The sequence below is a fragment of the Comamonas odontotermitis genome, assembly GCF_020080045.1.
GTDB lineage: Bacteria > Pseudomonadota > Gammaproteobacteria > Burkholderiales > Burkholderiaceae_C > Comamonas > Comamonas odontotermitis.
The window spans coordinates 570,050-586,389 of record NZ_CP083451.1 but is presented as its reverse complement, the minus strand read 5'-3'; the positions used below and the strand labels follow the sequence as shown (position 1 = coordinate 586,389).

The 16,340-nt window shown below is 62.4% G+C and carries 15 protein-coding genes; 3 read left to right on the top strand and 12 right to left on the bottom strand.

The genetic code is table 11. The features are described from left to right. Nucleotides 1-191 precede the first annotated feature (191 nt). Nucleotides 192-1,472, bottom strand: coding sequence for a glutamate-5-semialdehyde dehydrogenase (locus tag LAD35_RS02675; RefSeq protein ID WP_224151193.1), 1,281 nt, complete (start codon nucleotides 1,470-1,472; stop codon nucleotides 192-194). Between the two features lie 134 nt (nucleotides 1,473-1,606). Here LAD35_RS02675 and LAD35_RS02670 point away from each other — a divergent pair, with 134 nt between their 5' ends. Further along, a complete protein-coding gene (locus LAD35_RS02670; RefSeq protein ID WP_224151192.1) occupies nucleotides 1,607-1,894 on the top strand; it encodes a hypothetical protein in 288 nt (95 codons plus the stop codon). Nucleotides 1,895-2,091: 197 nt separating this feature from the next. Then, nucleotides 2,092-2,277, top strand: a complete 186-nt coding sequence (locus tag LAD35_RS02665) for a hypothetical protein (RefSeq protein WP_224151191.1) — start codon at nucleotides 2,092-2,094, stop codon at nucleotides 2,275-2,277. Between the two features lie 71 nt (nucleotides 2,278-2,348). Here LAD35_RS02665 and LAD35_RS02660 read toward each other — a convergent pair whose 3' ends face one another. The 9 genes from LAD35_RS02660 to leuS all read right to left on the bottom strand — a co-directional run bounded on the left by LAD35_RS02660 (nucleotide 2,349) and on the right by leuS (nucleotide 11,874). Beyond that, a complete protein-coding gene (locus LAD35_RS02660) occupies nucleotides 2,349-2,939 on the bottom strand; it encodes a pentapeptide repeat-containing protein (protein ID WP_224151190.1) in 591 nt (196 codons plus the stop codon). 20 nt (nucleotides 2,940-2,959) lie between these two features. After that, entirely contained in the window at nucleotides 2,960-4,204 is a 1,245-nt protein-coding gene (locus LAD35_RS02655) for a tetratricopeptide repeat protein (protein WP_224151189.1), read from the bottom strand. Nucleotides 4,205-4,212: 8 nt separating this feature from the next. Beyond that, nucleotides 4,213-5,874 carry a DUF4384 domain-containing protein gene (locus tag LAD35_RS02650; protein ID WP_224151188.1) on the bottom strand — a complete coding sequence of 554 codons (1,662 nt, stop codon included), beginning with the start codon at nucleotides 5,872-5,874 and terminating at the stop codon, nucleotides 4,213-4,215. A gap of 97 nt (nucleotides 5,875-5,971) precedes the next feature. Further along, nucleotides 5,972-6,307, bottom strand: coding sequence for a hypothetical protein (locus tag LAD35_RS02645; RefSeq protein ID WP_224151187.1), 336 nt, complete (start codon nucleotides 6,305-6,307; stop codon nucleotides 5,972-5,974). A 71-nt stretch (nucleotides 6,308-6,378) separates the two neighbouring features. Continuing rightward, the gene (locus LAD35_RS02640; RefSeq protein WP_224151186.1) at nucleotides 6,379-6,678 is read right to left on the bottom strand and encodes a hypothetical protein; all 300 of its coding nucleotides are present in this window, start codon (nucleotides 6,676-6,678) and stop codon (nucleotides 6,379-6,381) included. Between the two features lie 110 nt (nucleotides 6,679-6,788). Beyond that, nucleotides 6,789-7,196 carry a hypothetical protein gene (locus tag LAD35_RS02635; protein ID WP_224151185.1) on the bottom strand — a complete coding sequence of 136 codons (408 nt, stop codon included), beginning with the start codon at nucleotides 7,194-7,196 and terminating at the stop codon, nucleotides 6,789-6,791. Between the two features lie 349 nt (nucleotides 7,197-7,545). Beyond that, on the bottom strand, nucleotides 7,546-8,601 hold the full coding sequence (gene holA, locus LAD35_RS02630; protein WP_224151184.1) for a DNA polymerase III subunit delta: 1,056 nt from the start codon (nucleotides 8,599-8,601) through the stop codon (nucleotides 7,546-7,548). A gap of 80 nt (nucleotides 8,602-8,681) precedes the next feature. Beyond that, on the bottom strand, nucleotides 8,682-9,194 hold the full coding sequence (locus LAD35_RS02625) for an LPS-assembly lipoprotein LptE (RefSeq protein WP_224151183.1): 513 nt from the start codon (nucleotides 9,192-9,194) through the stop codon (nucleotides 8,682-8,684). Nucleotides 9,195-9,198: 4 nt separating this feature from the next. Next, nucleotides 9,199-11,874, bottom strand: coding sequence for a leucine--tRNA ligase (gene leuS, locus LAD35_RS02620; RefSeq protein WP_224152568.1), 2,676 nt, complete (start codon nucleotides 11,872-11,874; stop codon nucleotides 9,199-9,201). Nucleotides 11,875-12,172: 298 nt separating this feature from the next. Between leuS and LAD35_RS02615 the strand changes: the two genes are divergently transcribed. After that, nucleotides 12,173-13,402, top strand: coding sequence for a mechanosensitive ion channel family protein (locus LAD35_RS02615; RefSeq protein WP_377780157.1), 1,230 nt, complete (start codon nucleotides 12,173-12,175; stop codon nucleotides 13,400-13,402). 14 nt (nucleotides 13,403-13,416) lie between these two features. On the opposite strand, the gene LAD35_RS02610 is transcribed toward LAD35_RS02615, so the two are convergent. Both LAD35_RS02610 and LAD35_RS02605 read right to left on the bottom strand, forming a co-directional pair. Continuing rightward, on the bottom strand, nucleotides 13,417-15,243 hold the full coding sequence (locus LAD35_RS02610; RefSeq protein ID WP_224151181.1) for a GDYXXLXY domain-containing protein: 1,827 nt from the start codon (nucleotides 15,241-15,243) through the stop codon (nucleotides 13,417-13,419). Next, nucleotides 15,243-16,244 (bottom strand): DUF2157 domain-containing protein, encoded by a 1,002-nt coding sequence (locus LAD35_RS02605; protein WP_224151180.1) that lies wholly within the window; start codon nucleotides 16,242-16,244, stop codon nucleotides 15,243-15,245. The genes LAD35_RS02610 and LAD35_RS02605 overlap by 1 nt, the downstream gene beginning before the upstream one ends. Between the last annotated feature and the right edge of the window lie 96 nt (nucleotides 16,245-16,340).

The window sequence follows — 16,340 nt, the reverse complement described above, 5'->3', positions numbered from 1 at the left end:
CCCTTGCAGGGGCCGCCCTTCACTCTGGGGCAATCCGGTGTTAAAAGCGGCGCACCACGCCAGTGCCGCGCCTGAACGGCCGCATCATAACGTGGTGCCGTGCAGCGGCCGTGTCGGCAAATGGCGACGCCGGTGTGCTGTCGGGTGCGCCATTGCCAACCATTGTCAGCAATGCAGCATCCGCCGAAGCATCAGCCTCGCACTTCGCCCTCACCCAGCACGATGTACTTGAGCGAAGTCAAGCCCTCAATACCCACCGGGCCGCGTGCGTGGAATTTGTCGGTGCTGATGCCGATCTCGGCGCCCAGGCCAAACTCGAAGCCGTCGGCAAAGCGCGTGCTGGCATTGACCATGACACTTGCCGAATCGACTTCGCGCAGGAATTGCTGCGCATGCATGTGGTCACGCGTCAGAATCGCCTCGGTATGGTGGCTGGAATACTGGTTGATGTGGGCGATGGCTTCATCCACCCCCGCCACGATCTTGATGGAGATGATCGGCGCCAGATATTCTTCGCTCCAATCCTGCTCCTGCGCTTGCACCGTGCGCGCACCTTGCACCGTTTTCAATAGCGCAAGCGACTCGGCGTCACAGCGCATTTCCACATCCTTGGCGGCAAACACCGCGCCAATGCAGGGCAGGAAACCGGCGGCCACGCCCCGCGCCACCAACAGGCTCTCGGTGGCATTGCAGGGGCTGTATTTTTGCGTCTTGGCGTTCTCCACCACTTTCAGCGCCATGTCCAGATCGCAGGGATCATCGACATAGGTGTGGCAATTGCCGTCCAGGTGCTTGATGACGGGCACCTTGGCGTCGCGGCTGATGCGCTCGATCAGGCCCTTGCCGCCGCGCGGAATGATCACATCCACAAAGGCGGGCATGGCGATCAACTGGCCCACGGCCTCGCGGTCCGTGGTCTGCACCAGTTGCACCGCCTGGGCAGGCAGGCCCGCTTCTGCCAGCGCCTGCGCCACCAGGGCAGCCAGTGCCTTGTTCGACTCGATGGCCTCGGAGCCGCCGCGCAGAATGCAGGCGTTGCCACTCTTGATCGACAGGCTGGCAGCCTCGATCGTCACGTTCGGGCGGCTTTCATAGATCATGCCGAACACGCCGATGGGCACACGCATCTGCCCCACACGGATGCCACTGGGCATCTGCTTCATGCCCAGCACTTCGCCAATCACATCGGGCATGGCCGCCAACTGCTCGCAACCTTGGGCGCAGGTCTCCAGCACCTTGGGGCTCAGACGCAGGCGATCAACCATCGGCGCGGACAGCCCATTGGCGACGGCGCGCTCCAGATCCTTGGCGTTGTCCGCCTGCAGTGCCTCGGTCTGCGCGCGCAGCAGGCGCGCCAAAGCCAGGAGGGCTTTGTTTTTGGTAGCAGCAGATGCTTTGGCCATCTGCGCAGAGGCTTGTTTTGCCTGCAAACCCAGGGTCTGCATGTATTCCGCGATGTTCAGGGCGTTCATGCCGCTATTGTCGCATTTGCTGCATTGCAGCGCTGGTGAGCACGTTCTCAGTGAACGGCCCCAGGCAAATCCCATGCTGGCGGGCGCCAAATGCGCTCTACACTCGGGCCATAAACAGCCACCAGGAGACCCGCATGCAATCGACCGCACTACGCCAGTTGGGAGCCTTGCAGGACGCGCTGGAGCACTTTGGCGCCGGCCACATGGATGCCTCGGCGCTCAGCCAGCAGGCCCGTACCTATACCGATCTGCTGGGCGCTCTTCCGCCCAAGTTTGAAGAGGTGTTGCTGCAGTTGCTGGACCGGCTGGAATCCAGCGCCCTGTTTGACGAAGAAAGCTGCTCCTTCAGCCAGAAGGACCTGACCGACAGCCTGAAGCTCTGGCTGGACAAGGCCAGCGCCAGGCTGGGTGAGACCGCCTAAGCGCCTTTTCGCCGCGCGCCAGCTTATTACCGACTTAAAGCAGTACACAGCAATATCGAAAGATTTGCAAACAATACGCGCACATTTAAAGAAAGATAAATGCAGGTAAAGGCCTGCAAATGCACTCGCACCCGCATCGCGCCGATGCTACCTTGAGGATCTCATCAACAGCGCCCCAGGGGCGTGGAGGTCGCAAAATGGGCTTGCTCAACGAAGTGATTGGCGCCGTGGTTGCCGAAGAAGCACTGTCCAAAGCCGATGCAGACGCCGGCTTTCTCAAGAAGGCCATGGCCGCAGTGGCCGGCTTTGAGGGAGAGAAGGTGATCGAGGAAAAACTGACCGAGCACCAGGCGCAACAGGTACCCGGCACAGACAGCCAGTAGACGGGCGGCAGGCAACGCCGCCCGGGACAAACGGGCCGCATTGCGCGGCCCGTTTGCATGGGAGAAGCGCTTCAGCGGCGTCGGCCGTTGGTCCAGATGGCGCCCGTCGTGAGCGCGCCGTCCAGACTCACATTCACCAGCGATGCACCTGACAGGTTGGCGCCCGACAGGTTGGAATTGCTCAGGTCCACATTGACCAGCTCTGCGCCCTGGAAATTGGCGCCCTGCAGGTTGGAGTTGGACATGTCCACATTGGTGAAGCTATGGCCAGCAAAGTTGGCATTGGCCAGGTTGGAGTTGGCCATGTCGGCATTCACATGCTCGCGCCCATTGCCTGCTGGCTTTCGGCCATGGCTTCTGCTCTGCACGGTCACCGTCTGGCTGCCGGTAGATTCCACCACCACGGCGGCGCCCCCGGAGCCCGAGCCCCGCACCGTGGTGCTGCGACCGGGAATATTCGTCTCCGCCACGGCGCCCTTGCCCGATGCTGCATTGACCACCGAGCCGTTGACGATGACCGCCGCGCCACTGGCTCCGCCGCGCACATCCACGCCGGGGGCCGATATGACGGCGCCCTGCGCCCATACGCTGCCCGCAGCCAGCGTGGCCACCAATGCGGCGCTGCATGCGGCCGCGCCGCGTACCCATGTTGTTTGTTGCATGGTTTTCTTCCTTTCTCTCACTACTGCGACAGCAGTGCATTGCTTGCATCATCAGACACCGGCGCGCCGGGAAGGCGTGCAGGTGCCTGCGGCCCCTCGGTCGGCTCCGTCTGCACCGCGATGGGCGACGGGCTGTTGGTATCGGTTGTACTTTCGGCAGGCCATGGCTGCTCCGCCTGAGGCACAGCTGGCGCCTCAGGCATCACAAAGGCCTGGCGCAGCAGGTCGGCCAGCGGATCTGCGACCCGCACCGGCCGGTCGGGAAGCTGTGCAGGCGCCTTTTCTTCCACCTTCAGCGCCACGGCGTTGATGCGGGCAGCCAGCTCCTGCATCCAGGCCTCGTCGATCACCGCCTGCTTTTCGTTGCTGCGGCTGAAAATCAGACCCAGAAATTCACGCGCCTTGGACGATCCGGCATCCGCCGCGCGCCGGTAATACTGGATGGCAGTCGCAAAATTGCGCTGCACCCCCCGCCCCAGGTGGTAGCGGTAGGCCAGTTCCAGCAGCGCGTCGGCACTGCCGTCGTCGGCCCGGGCGCGCAAGCGAGCCAGTTGTTCCGATTCACTGGCCCGCTGGTAATTGGCCAGCCGATTCAGGTTCTGCTGCGCCGTCTGGCTCCCTTTGGCGACGGCCTGCACGTACAGTTCCTTGGCTTCTGCCATGCGGCCATCAAGTTCACGTTCCACACCCAAGTCATTCAGGGCCATGGCATCGCCTTCCCGCGCCGCCTGCTCCAGCAGCAGGCGCGCCTGCTGTGCAGCCTTGGGCCCGGTCATGCGGCGCTCCACCAGCGACAGGAGGTAGCTCGCCTTGGACAGACTCGCCTCCGATGCCCGCTGCAGCCATTGCCGACCGGCGGGCACATCACGCACCCCGCCGGTGCCCGTCCCCAGCATGTAACCCAGGCCCGCCATGGCACGGGCATCACCCTGGGCGGCGGCCATGCCCCACCACTGCCGCGCCTGCGCACCCGCCTGCGGCAGGCCTGCATTGCGGTAGTAGTACAGGCCCAGTTCCACCTGCGCCCGGCTGTCGCCTTCTTGGGCCTGACGGCGCAGCACCTGCAGGCTGGCCTCCGAGCGGCTGGGTGCCGGCACACGGATGGATGCACTGCCACCTGCGCCACCTGAGGATTGCGCTGCAGGCGCCGCAGCACTCCCTGCATCGCCGCCGCCATCGCTATGAGGCAGCACGATCGCCGCCATGGCACTCAGGCCGTAGAGCGCCAGGCCGGTGGCAAACACCGAACGTCGCCAATGTTGCATCGCCCCTTTCATGAGCGCTTTCCGCGGCGCGGCGTTTTCTCAGGAACGGCGGGCGCCAGCACCACAGGGCCTTCCACTTCCCACTGCAGGGTCGATTGGGCGATCACGCCCTCCTGCGCCTGCACCTGCTGCTGCACGGTCTCGATGGTGGTTACGCCAACGAGCGGCTCCAGCTTGGCATTGGTCAAGGCAGCCGGTACCCGCCCGGTCAGGGGCTTGGCGGTCATCGCGCAGTACACCTGCTCGGTTCCCGCCCGTGCAGTTTCGATCAGGAACGAATTGGACTGCGACACATCAGGCACCATCAGCCCCATATTGCCCTGCGCCACCACCGCCTGCTGCTGCGGATTGGGATATATCTGGGACACCACGTTGGCCGCGTCCTTGTAGTAGCAGTACAGGAACCCGGAGCGCGCCGGCGCAATGCGCAGCACGACCGAGTTGCCAATCTGCAGCCTGGGCTCCTTCTGGCCGAGCAACGCCACGGTCAATCCGTTGTGCGCAGGCTCGTTCATGGGCAGCGCATGCTCGCGCAGCTTGAGTTCATTGCTTTGCGGCGAATAGCTCGATGCCAGCTTGTCCTCTGCCGACATGCCCACGTAATTGCGCAACAGACCGGTGTAGGTTTCAAAGTTCACAGTGCCCACTGGGGTCATGTCCAGCGATGCCTGGTAGGTGGCCAATGCATTGCGCAATGCGGTGGAATCATTGCCATCGACAGGGCCGCTCCATACACCCTGCGCCTGGAGCACCCGTTGCGCCAGGTTGATGCGGTCCGTTGCAGTCTGCTCTTCGTACCAGGCGCGCATCTGGCGCTTGAACTCGGGGTGGTTCTGTTCGTAATCAATGCACTGCCAGTACGGAATCTTGGCCCATTTGCCCACCAATTCGATGGCCGCCAGATCGACCAGCAGACGCACCGCAGCGCCCGCGCCCTGGTTGTTGTCTGCTGCCACCTCGTACTGCACGCCCATGCGGTAGATGTGCTTGGGCAACCCCGTTGCACGCCCGCCAATCTCCACCCCCTTGCCACCGGTAGCCACCACCAGCTCATTGGCGGAATCGAGGCCCGGGTACAAGGTGCGCGAATTCATGTCGCCCAGGTGCAGATCGAGCCCGACCACCGATCCCAGCACATCCCAGCTGTAGCCGGTATCGGTATTCGCGGTGGAAACGCCAATGCTGCGGCGCTTGGATACCACCGTCTTGTCGCCGAAGCTGATGGCGCCCGATATATAGATCTGCGGCTTGCGCAGCTCGATCTGCCCATTGTTGAGCAGCAGGCTGGTCATGGTCTGCACCGTGTCCTGCTTCAAGGCATCCACCTCGTAATCGACCACGCGGAAAGCCTGGCTGGTACGCGACATGCGTGAGATGGCCGTGATCAGCATTTCCTTGGTGCCGGTGCTGAAAAGCCCCGAAGGGTCCGGAATTGATTTGACGGCAATCAAGGTTGCAGGCACCTGCTCGGCCGCCAGCATGCGGTCCATGCAGGCCAGCCCTTCACGCATGGCAGATGCCGATTTCGTAGGCGTCACCAGCGGAGTCTGCTCGGTGATGCCTTTTTCAATGATGTCCTTGCGATCCGACAGGCCCGGATCGATGGCACAGGCCGACAGCGCCAGCACGCAAGGCCACAACAAGGCGTGGCGGAGGTAGGAAATTTGCATGATTTATAAAATCGTTATGTATGTCCGGTATCAGCCGCCGTACTCGTCGGCCCCGGCACCCCTCGGACGCAGGATCTGTGCAGCAGCGCCGCCATGCCTACTTGCAAATATTGATGACGGAGCCGCGTACTACCGTGACCTGGTCGGTGTTGCCGCCGCCGTACCGGTTGCCGATACCCGCGATGCCCTCGTTCACCTTGGGCTGGGTGCCCACATTGGTGGTGCAGTTCTTGCCCGACGGACTGGTGACCATTTCGCGTTCGATGTTGGCGCGTACATCCTTTTCGCCCATGTTGTCGCGCGCCATGACGTTCACCACTTTGTTACGAGATGCAGGATCCAGCCCATTGCGACCCGCTGGTGGTTTCTGCTGTGCCTGCACCAGACCACATGCCAGGCCCAATACCGCAGCGCATATAAAACCTGTTTTCATATGCTCCTCCCTTGCAATTGAATTGGGGTGAATCAATCACCCCATTCTTTGATCAAAGCAATACCGGCGATTTACTTGCCGTCGTTCGAAGCCAGATTCTGCTCAGCCTTGGTCATGGCACCGATAGCCATATTGGCCACCGCACCATTGGTCACCGAAACTTCTTGCTTGTTGTTGCCACCAATATTGACATTACCCTTGTTGGATGCCAGATTCTGCTTGGCCGTTGCGCCAGCACCAATAGCCATATTGGCCACGGCGCCGTTCTTCACGGTGACCTTCTGGTCATTATTTCCACCGATTTTCACCTCGGCTTGAGCGGCAAATGCGATTGCCATACCAGACACCAGAACAGCGATAACTTTTTTCATAAAAACTCCTCGTTACTGAAATAAAAGAGTGCTTGTAGGAGCACTGTTGCAATCAGTCCCTCCACTTCGGAGCAACCGAACTTCATCAACGACCCTGACAGCTGCAGCTATCAGCGGCCACCAATGTTCACCACATTGCGCACGCCCATGCCGGAAGCCTGGGTGACTACAGGCCCGCCCACGGACACCACTTGGTTGCCAGCACCGGATCCCCCATTGCGTGACGCAATATTCAACTCACTGTACGCGCCAAACATGGCAGAATTCACCACCGCGCCATTAACCACAGCCACCTGATTATTTCCTCGAATATGAGAGATATTCTTGGTGGACGAGATATTCATCACCGCATGCGCACCGGGGCCAGAGATATTCACCGCACCGCCGCTGATGATGACCTGCTGGTTATTCTGCGCCTGCACGGCAGGCAGAAAAGCAGCCACCGCCAATGCAGCCATCCACTTCTGCACGCCAAAACGGAAAATGGCCTGTATGGCCATGTTTTGCGGGTATTTCATCTTCACCTCACAAATATGCATTCAAACTATCTTGTCTCAGGTCGCATTTGTACCTGCCTAAAATGGCACTGCGGTGACTGATTGCAACCAAATGATTCAAGTCAAATTAATGACATTTGAAACATCTAGATTCTTGAATGAATGTTCTGTGAAACACTCCCTCTGAAATCCTTACATGACAGTCAAAAAAGACGTTACATATGGGCTCATAGAGTGGGTGGATGATCGTGCTATCACTTTACATAGCAGAGCAATTTCTTCGCTCGCTTTACATTTGAACCTGCCAGAGGCCAAGAAAAAAGCCCGCAGATGCGGGCTTGGGTGCATGTGAAAAAGCGGGCAATCGGAGTCAGCGCCCCTGCGCACAGGCCTTGCAGGTCTGCAATGCGAGGCGGTGCAGCGCCTGCCAGCCATCCTGGGGCCACTCGGGCACCTTCAGGCCTTTGACAATGCCATCGACGGCATGGGCCGAATGCAGCAGCCGGGCGACGGCCGCGTCGCTGATGCGCGGCAGCACGCGCTCGAAATGGCGCTCCTTGTTGCCCCAGACACGGTTTTCGCGCAGCGCCATGGGCATGGGACGGCCATTGCGCAACGCGTCCTTGACGCGCTTCATCGCGCGAATGTCCTCGGCCAGCGCCCAATGCACCAGCACCTCGGCCTCGCCCTCAGCCTGCAGGCCACTGAGCATGCGCTCGGTACGCAGCACCTGGCCGGACAGCACGGCGTCCGACAGCTTGAACACGTCATAGCGCGCCACGTTCAGCACGGCCTGCTCCACCTGCTCGAATGCCAGCTCGCCCGGAGGATAGAGCAGGCCCAGCTTCTGGATTTCCTGGTGTGCGGCAAGCAGATTGCCCTCTACACGGTCGGCAAAAAAAGCCAGGGTGCGCTGGCCTTCTTCGCCGCTTTTGACGTGCTGGCCCTGCAATTGCAGGCGCTGGGCAATCCAAGGCGGCAGCACCGCGCGTTCGATGCTGTCCACCTGGATGGTCGCGCCATTGGCCTCCAATGCGGCAAACCAGGCGCCTGTCTTGGTCGCCTTGTCGAGCCTGGGCAGGATGACGATGGTGAGCGTGGCATCATTGCCCACGCTGCTTTCAGCCAGTTGCTGCAAGGCGGCGCTGCCGTCCTTGCCCGGCTTGCCGCTGGGAATGCGGACCTCGATGATCTGCTTGTCCGCGAAGAGCGAGAGGCTGCCTCCTGCGGCGAGCACGGCGCTCCAGTCAAAATGCGCACCGGCCACGGTGAAGCTGTTGCGTTCGCTATGCCCCGCCGCACGGGCGGCGGCACGGATCGCATCCACGGCCTCCTGCACCAGCAGGGCTTCATCGCCATGCACGGTGTAGAGCGTGCGCAGGCCCTTGCCGAGCTGGGCGGTCAACTGGTTCAGGGCAATTTGCATGTTTTCTGCCTGCTGGCGGCCTCCACACAAGCGTTGATTGCTATATATCTAATAGCAATCGACACCATGTCACAGTGCCATCAATCCGTGGTGGTGACTGTCTTGACGATGGACAGGCGCCGCACGATCTGTTGCACCAGATCGGTCTGCATGTCTCGGAACAGCATCTCTTCCTCGTTGGCCTTGGAGAGCGCATAGGTTTCCACGTAGCTGATTTCGCGGTACTGCATCAGCTCCGCCTCGGTCACGTAGTAGCCGCCCTTCTGGTCGCGCACCCGAAAGCGCGTGAACAGGCGAATCTGCAGTTCACGCACTTCGCCTGCGGCATTGCGCGACACCACCACACGCTCACGGCGCTGGCCCAGATCGTCATAGATGGCTTCGGCCTGCAAGGCCTCGGTCGGGTCGCGCAGCACCTTGAGCGCGCCTACGCCTTCGAGGTTGCGCTGCAGTTCCTTGAGAAAGGGCGAATTGGCCGCACCGTTCAAGTACAGCGACTTGAAGGCGAAATCGACCGATCCGCGCAGCTTGAAACCGCACGCCGCGAGCAGCGGCGCGCTTGCAAGGGCAGTGAGCAGCGTGCGTCTATTCATGCGCTTAGACTACCACGTTCACCAGGCGGCCCGGCACCACGATGATCTTTTTGGGCACCGCGCCCGCAGCGATCTTCTGGAACTCCTCATTGGCCAGCGCGGCAGCTTCAATGGCGGCCTTGTCGGCGCCGGCTGCCACCACGATGGAGCCGCGCAGCTTGCCATTGACCTGCAGCATCAGCTGGATTTCGTCCTGCACCAGAGCCTGCGGATCGACCTGCGGCCAGGCCGCATCCAGCAGGCCGCCCATGGCTTTGTCGTAGCCCAGCGCATTCCACAGCATCTGCGTGAGGTGGGGCGTAGCGGGGTACAGCGCGCGCAGCAGGATGCCGAAGCCTTCGACAACAGCTTCGCGGCCACCTTGGCTGTCCAGGGCCTTGAAGTCTTCCAGCGCGTTGATCATCTTCATCGCACCGGAAACCACAGTGTTGTACTGCATGCGCGAGTAGTCGTATTCCACCTGCTTGAGCACGGTGTGGATTTCCAGGCGCAGTGCCTTGGCTTCCTTGCTGAATTGGACGCCTTTGAGCCCATCAGCGCCCAATGCATTAGCGCGAATAGCTACAAATTCAGGAGCATTCAGCTTGACCCCGAAGTTGTACACGCGGCGCAGGAAACGGTAGCTGCCTTCCACGGCCGATTCGTTCCACTCCAGCGTCAACTCGGGTGGCGCGGTGAACATGGTGTACAGGCGCGCGGTATCAGCGCCGTATTTCTCGATCAGATCCTGCGGATCGACACCGTTGTTCTTGGACTTGGACATGGTCGTCATCTCGTAATCGAGTTTCGACCCATCGGCCTTCAGGGTGCCGCCAATCACCACGCCATTGTCGTTGGTGATGAGATCGACTTCATGCTCCCAGTAGTACGCCTTGGCGCCTGTGGGCAGTTTTTGCGAGAACGCGCCACGCAGCACCATACCCTGCGTCAGCAGCTTGGTGAACGGCTCATCGATCTTCACCAGGCCCAGGTCGCGCATCACCTTGGTCCAGAAACGCGCATACAGCAGGTGCAGGATGGCATGTTCAATGCCACCGATGTACTGGTCCATCGGCATCCAGTAGTCGGCGCCGTCGGCCACCATGTGCTCGCTGTTCTTCGCGTCGCAATAGCGCATGAAGTACCAGGACGAATCCACGAAGGTGTCCATGGTGTCGGTCTCGCGGCGGGCGCTCTTGCCGCAGCAGGGGCAGACCACGCCCGCGTGGAAGGCTTCGCTCTTGATCAGCGGATTGCCCGAACCATCGGGCACCAGATCTTGCGGCAGTACAACCGGCAGGTCCTTCTCGGGCACGGGCTGCGGGCCGCAGTCTTCGCAGTGGATGATGGGGATCGGCGTGCCCCAGTAGCGCTGGCGGCTGATACCCCAGTCGCGCAGGCGCCAGGTGGTCTTGAGCTCGCCCAGGCCCTTGGCTTCGAGCGCCTTGGCCACGGCTTGCACGCCGTCCTTGTAATGGAGCCCGTCAAACGCGCCGGAGTGGATGAGAACACCGCGCTCCTTGTCGCCATACCAGTCATGCCACTGCTTGCTGTCGTAGGGGCCTTCGCCTTCCACCGCCACCACCTGCTGGATCGGCAGGCCGTACTTGTTGGCAAACGCAAAGTCGCGCTCGTCGTGCGCAGGCACGCCCATCACGGCGCCATCGCCATAGCTCATCAGCACGTAGTTGCCAATCCACACCTCGACCTGTGCGCCGGTGATGGGGTGGGTGACGAACAGGCCCGTGGGCTTGCCTTCCTTTTCCTTGACGGCCAGCTCCGCCTCGGTCGTGCCGCCCTTCTTGCATTCCTCGATGAAGGCGGCCAGCTCGGGCTTGCCAGCTGCCGCGTGCAAGGCCAAGGGGTGCTCGGGCGCCACAGCGCAGAAGGTCACGCCCATGATGGTGTCGGCACGGGTGGTGAAGACGTACATCTTGCCGTCGCCGATCAGCGCGCCATCAGCGCCCTTGACGTCATGCGTGAACGCAAAGCGCACGCCGGCGCTCTTGCCGATCCAGTTTTCCTGCATCAGGCGCACCTTGTCGGGCCAGCCGGTCAGGGTCGCCTTGGGGTTGCCCATTTGCACGTGGTCAAGCAACTCCTGTGCGTAATCGGTGATCGCCAGGTAGTAGCCGGGGATCTCACGCTTTTCCACCAGCGCGCCGGTACGCCAGCCGCGGCCATCGATCACCTGTTCATTGGCGAGCACGGTCTGGTCCACCGGATCCCAGTTCACGGTCTGGGTCTTGCGGTAGGCCACGCCCTTTTCCAGCATCTTGAGGAACAGCCACTGGTTCCACTTGTAGTAATCCGGATCGCAGGTGGCCACTTCGCGGCTCCAGTCGATGGCCAGACCCATCGCCTGCATCTGCTTTTTCATGTAGGCGATGTTGTCGTAGGTCCACTGCGCAGGGGGCACCTTGTTCTTGATGGCGGCGTTCTCGGCCGGCAGCCCGAAGGCATCCCAACCCATGGGCATCAAGACGTTGTAGCCCTGCATGCGCAGCTGGCGCGTGAGCATGTCGTTGATGGTGTAGTTGCGCACATGGCCCATGTGCAGCTTGCCGCTGGGGTAGGGCAGCATGGAGCAAGCGTAGAACTTCTTCTTGCCTGCGTCTTCGCTCACGCGATAGGCATCTTGGGCTTGCCACTGGCTCTGTGCTGCGGCTTCAACGTCGGAATGGTTGTATTTCTCTTGCATGGAACGGGTCTGGAACAAGCGGCTGCCCACAGCGTTTTGCGGGGCCATGCCCATCGGGGATTCAATGGGCCAACAATTGGGCAAAGATTGTAGGCGCATCGCCATAGCCCCGTGTGCTGCTAGTGCCGCAGCCCGCCATGCGGTTTTGGGACTGCGTGCAAAAATACCCTGCAGATACATGGCTGGTGCGCGCCGAGACTGCGCCAACCGCTCCTGTTTTGATAACTGGCCGCGTCAACCGCGCCGGAAAGGATTCTTGCCTGTGACTTGGGATGCCATCAACGACCTCGACCCCTGGATGCAGACTGCGGCGGGCCTTGCCGCCCTGGTGGTGCTCGCCTATGTGCTGCGTGCCGTAGTGCGGTTCGGCCTGTTGAAAGCAGTATCGCGCCTGCGCAACGCCCCCAATGCAACCAACTGGCTGCGCACATTGCTGGACGACCGCGTGCTCACCAAAGCTGCACAGGTCGTGCCATCGCTGGTCATCCAGACCGGCATCGGCGCGGTGCCGCACCTGCCATTGATGGTATCCACCGTGGTGCGCAATGTTGCCATTGCGGTGACCGTGCTGCAGGTGGCGCGCCTTTTGATGGCCGTACTCGATGGTGTTTTGCAGCGCAACGAAGACAGGCTGCAGGTCGACCAGAGCACACGCTCCATCAAGAGCTATGTGCAACTGGGCAAGCTGCTCATCACGCTGGTGGCCGGTATCGTAATGGTGGCCGTGCTGATCGACCGCTCACCCCTCATCCTGCTCAGCGGGCTGGGCGCCATGTCGGCGGTGCTGATGCTGGTGTTCAAGGACACGATCCTGTCCTTCACCGCCGGAGTGCAACTCTCGGGCAACGACATGCTGCGGGTGGGCGACTGGCTGCAGATGGACCAGGTGGGTGCCGACGGCGCGGTGGTAGACATGGCGCTCAACACCGTCAAGATCCGCAACTGGGACAACACCATCACCACCATCCCCACATGGCGGCTGATGAGCGACAGCTTCAAGAACTGGCGCGGCATGTCCGAATCCGGCGGCCGCCGCATCAAACGCAGCCTGCGCATCGATACGGAAAGCATCCGCTTTCTCTCCGAAACCGAGATCGGGGAGCTTGGCCACATCCAGCTGCTGGCGCCCTACCTGCACAGCAAGATGGTGGAGATTACCGCCTACAACCACGACTTTTCCACCCGGGCGCCGGACATGGCCGATGAAGTGGTCAACCTGCGCCAGCTCACCAACATCGGCACCTACCGGGCCTATGTCAACCTGTACCTGCGCGCGCATCCCAAGCTCAGAAAGGACATGACCTTGATGGCCCGGATGATGGAGGCCACCGCCGAAGGCACGCCGCTGGAGGTGTATGCCTTCACCGACACCACGGCCTGGCAGGAATATGAAGCCATCCAGGGCGACATCTTTGATCACCTGATGGCCATCCTGCCGGAATTCGGCCTGCGCGCCTTCCAGTACCCATCAGGCTCCGATGTGAAGATCGCGCTGCGCCAGAATGAGGTACGGGCACTGGACAGCTGAGTTCCAGGCGCCCCCTACTTCGCCTCTGCCGAGGCAGGCTCGGCATCCATGGCGGCAGGGGCCTGCGTCAGTTCGGCTTCCGTTGCCTCGGTGGCTTCCGTGCTGCTTGGCACGGGAGCGATCTCCCAGATGGAGCGCACCGGCAGCGGCTCCACCGCGCGGCCTTCGCTGTCGGCCAACCCCACCAGCAAGGCACGGCCATCGGGCAGTACACGAAAATCGCCAAACTTGGCGGGTGCAAAATGCGCGCCCTGCCCTTCGGGGAAGAAGTAGGCATCCGTCACCAGCACCCAGCGGCCCTTGAGCTGCTTGAGCGGCAGAATCACCTCGCCTCGCCCAGGCTGCGCACCACTGTCTGCCAGAGAGAGCACCGTGGCAACGCCCTGTGCATCCACACTGGCACGCACCCGCTGCACGGGGGTCAGCACGTTTTCCAGGCCTTCGCTCACCTCTTGCGGCAGCGAAAAATTGAGTGCCATGTAATCACCCTGCATCAGCGAGCGCGGATCAACCGGCACAAGCGGCACCAGAATGCGCTGGCCGTAAGCGATCACCTGCTCCTTGCCACGCACGTCCCAGTTCACCAGGCCAAACACCAGCACCGCCCCCGCCAGCAGCCATGCCAGTTGGCCCTTGGCGGATGGCCCGCCGCCCGCCACGCCCTGGCTTGCAGGCGCAGTGGCCGTTGCCCGGCGCAGCAGCCACAGGCCCAGCAACAATGCGGCCCCCAGCACCGCCAACCCCAGGCCTTTGACGGCCAGGGGCCAGCCCAGGTAGTAGTAAAACTGGCCCAGCAGAAACAGCGCAATGGCCGCGCACAGCACGGCAATGCGCCAGCGCGCACCCAGCAGCGCGCCGGCGGCCACCAACGCCACAGCGGCCAGACTGGTGCTGAACCAGGCAGCCGCAGCCAGCAGCGCGCCCGCCAGGTACAACAGGGCCTGCAACCGGCCGCCAGAAGCGTCCGCACCCTCTGCACGGTCCCGGGCTTGCGCCACGCCGCGCGACTTCCAGGTTTGCACCAGCAGCACCGTGGCCAGCAAGGTCACCGCTGCAGCAATGCCCCGGTTCAATATCCATGCGCTTGTGACCACATCACCCCAACCCGGAGCATCCGCATCTGAGACACCCGCCCAACTGGTCAGCCACCACCAGCGGCCAAAACCCCACAGAGCAGAGCCCAGCACGCCCACCACGGCAGCATCGGCAAACGCCGCCCAGCGCGGATGCGACCACCACTGATGCGGCCCTGCCAGCCGCGCGGGCTCGGAACGCAGCCACCACCACCACAGGGCTGCCAGTAGCAGACTGCCCAGTTGGAGACTCCACAGCACCGGCACAAAGCTCTCCAAGATGCTGAGAAATGCATATGCAGCCGCCGCCCAGCACACGCCCATGATCGACTGGATCCAGCGCGCCTGCGCCAGCCAGGCCCCACCGATGGCCCAGCCAGCCGCAAGGGCGCACAGAAAAAGCGCTCCGGGGCGCGAATCGAACAGCGAATCGCCCAGGTAGAAAACCAGCAGCCCACCCCCCAGTGCCCACAGGACCAGAGCCACGCAATTGACAAAGGCTTGCGTGTAGCCGCGCAGCAGCCAGCCGCCAATGGCCAGCGCCAGCGTGCCTGTCACCAGGCCGCCAGGGCCCACCAGAAAGCGCTCGTCCAATGCCAGTGCGAAAAAGACACCCAGAGGCAGCAGACAGGCCAGCGCCCCCAGCATGGCCAGGCCGATCAGCAGCGGCCCGGGCTCATGGGTATCGTCAGCAGGTGCATCGGTGTGCACCAGACCCTGCTGGCGGGCCACCGCCCACCATGCGGATGAAGATCGCAAACCGGCCATCACACCACCTCCCGTTCTGCCGCAGGCAAAGCGCGCATGCGCTGCTGCACTGCAATGAGGCCGCGCACCGAGCCACCCAGACAGGCCAAGGCGATCAGGCCAAACACCACCAATGCGTCCAGATCGCTGCCGTCTGCCAGCCAGCGCGCCACCAGCGCCAGCACCAGCACATTGGCGGCAAGCGCCGCGAGGCTGGCCGCCACAAAGTCCTGAAACCGCCCGTAAAGCGACACCAGCAAGGTGGCCGCCACCAGCACGGCCGGCAGCACCCAGCCCAGCGCGGTGTGCTTGCCACCAAAATCGAATACCTGAACTATCCCAATGCCCACCCAGGCTGCCAGCGCCAGGCCGAGTGCCATGCGGTGCGACCACCAGGCTACGCCCCCCTGCACCCGCAGCCACGGAATCAGCGACACCACCGCAGGTACCAGCGCCAGGCCCAGCCACAGCGCCATGCGCAGCAGCAGTTGCGGCAGCTGTTCCCGGTCCAGAAAAAACACATTCCATAGATCCACCCGGCCCGACCAGGTGACGATACCGGTAGCCAGCACCAGCACCCACACCGTCCAGAGCACATCGCTGCGCGCAAGGCCCACCCAGATCAGCGACAACGCCGCCCACACGGCAAACAGCTGCCAGGCGTCTGCGCCGGTCTGGTAGGTCTGGCCCACGTAGGCCAGCAACCCGCCCAGCGCCAATGTGGCGCACAGAAGCGCGGGCACCCTGGCGCGTGGCCAAGCACAGGCCGCCAGTACCGACAGCGCCAGTGCTCCCTCGATCAGGCCCAGCTTGAACAGGCGCGACTGCCCCTGCCAGTTGGCAGCCACCCAGAAGATCAGCCCGCTGGCCAGCAGCAGCGCAGCCACCAGCATCAAGCCCCAGCGCACACGCCGTGCCAGGGCCTGCGGCGCACCGGGCGACACCGCCAATGCGTACAGCCGGGCGGCCTTGCCGTCGCCGGGCGCGGCCTGCGCGGCTGCTTGGTAGAGGCTTGAATCCATCACTTCTCCTCGTTTGGGGATGCATCGATCATGCTGCAGCACTGTAGCCAATACCATTCATTGCCCGCGCATGGCGCAGGCAAGTATCGATAGGCG

Coding starts and splice junctions, on each gene's coding strand:
- LAD35_RS02605 (WP_224151180.1), bottom strand. CDS start 16,244: ATGGATTCAAGCCTCTACCAAGCAGCCGCGCAGGCCGCGCCCGGCGAC.
- LAD35_RS02645 (WP_224151187.1), bottom strand. CDS start 6,307: ATGAAAACAGGTTTTATATGCGCTGCGGTATTGGGCCTGGCATGTGGT.
- LAD35_RS02655 (WP_224151189.1), bottom strand. CDS start 4,204: ATGCAACATTGGCGACGTTCGGTGTTTGCCACCGGCCTGGCGCTCTAC.
- LAD35_RS02625 (WP_224151183.1), bottom strand. CDS start 9,194: ATGAATAGACGCACGCTGCTCACTGCCCTTGCAAGCGCGCCGCTGCTC.
- LAD35_RS02660 (WP_224151190.1), bottom strand. CDS start 2,939: ATGCAACAAACAACATGGGTACGCGGCGCGGCCGCATGCAGCGCCGCA.
- LAD35_RS02615 (WP_377780157.1), top strand. CDS start 12,173: ATGCAGACTGCGGCGGGCCTTGCCGCCCTGGTGGTGCTCGCCTATGTG.
- LAD35_RS02635 (WP_224151185.1), bottom strand. CDS start 7,196: ATGAAATACCCGCAAAACATGGCCATACAGGCCATTTTCCGTTTTGGC.
- leuS (WP_224152568.1), bottom strand. CDS start 11,874: ATGCAAGAGAAATACAACCATTCCGACGTTGAAGCCGCAGCACAGAGC.
- LAD35_RS02665 (WP_224151191.1), top strand. CDS start 2,092: ATGGGCTTGCTCAACGAAGTGATTGGCGCCGTGGTTGCCGAAGAAGCA.
- holA (WP_224151184.1), bottom strand. CDS start 8,601: ATGCAAATTGCCCTGAACCAGTTGACCGCCCAGCTCGGCAAGGGCCTG.
- LAD35_RS02640 (WP_224151186.1), bottom strand. CDS start 6,678: ATGAAAAAAGTTATCGCTGTTCTGGTGTCTGGTATGGCAATCGCATTT.
- LAD35_RS02610 (WP_224151181.1), bottom strand. CDS start 15,243: ATGGCCGGTTTGCGATCTTCATCCGCATGGTGGGCGGTGGCCCGCCAG.
- LAD35_RS02670 (WP_224151192.1), top strand. CDS start 1,607: ATGCAATCGACCGCACTACGCCAGTTGGGAGCCTTGCAGGACGCGCTG.
- LAD35_RS02675 (WP_224151193.1), bottom strand. CDS start 1,472: ATGAACGCCCTGAACATCGCGGAATACATGCAGACCCTGGGTTTGCAG.
- LAD35_RS02650 (WP_224151188.1), bottom strand. CDS start 5,874: ATGCAAATTTCCTACCTCCGCCACGCCTTGTTGTGGCCTTGCGTGCTG.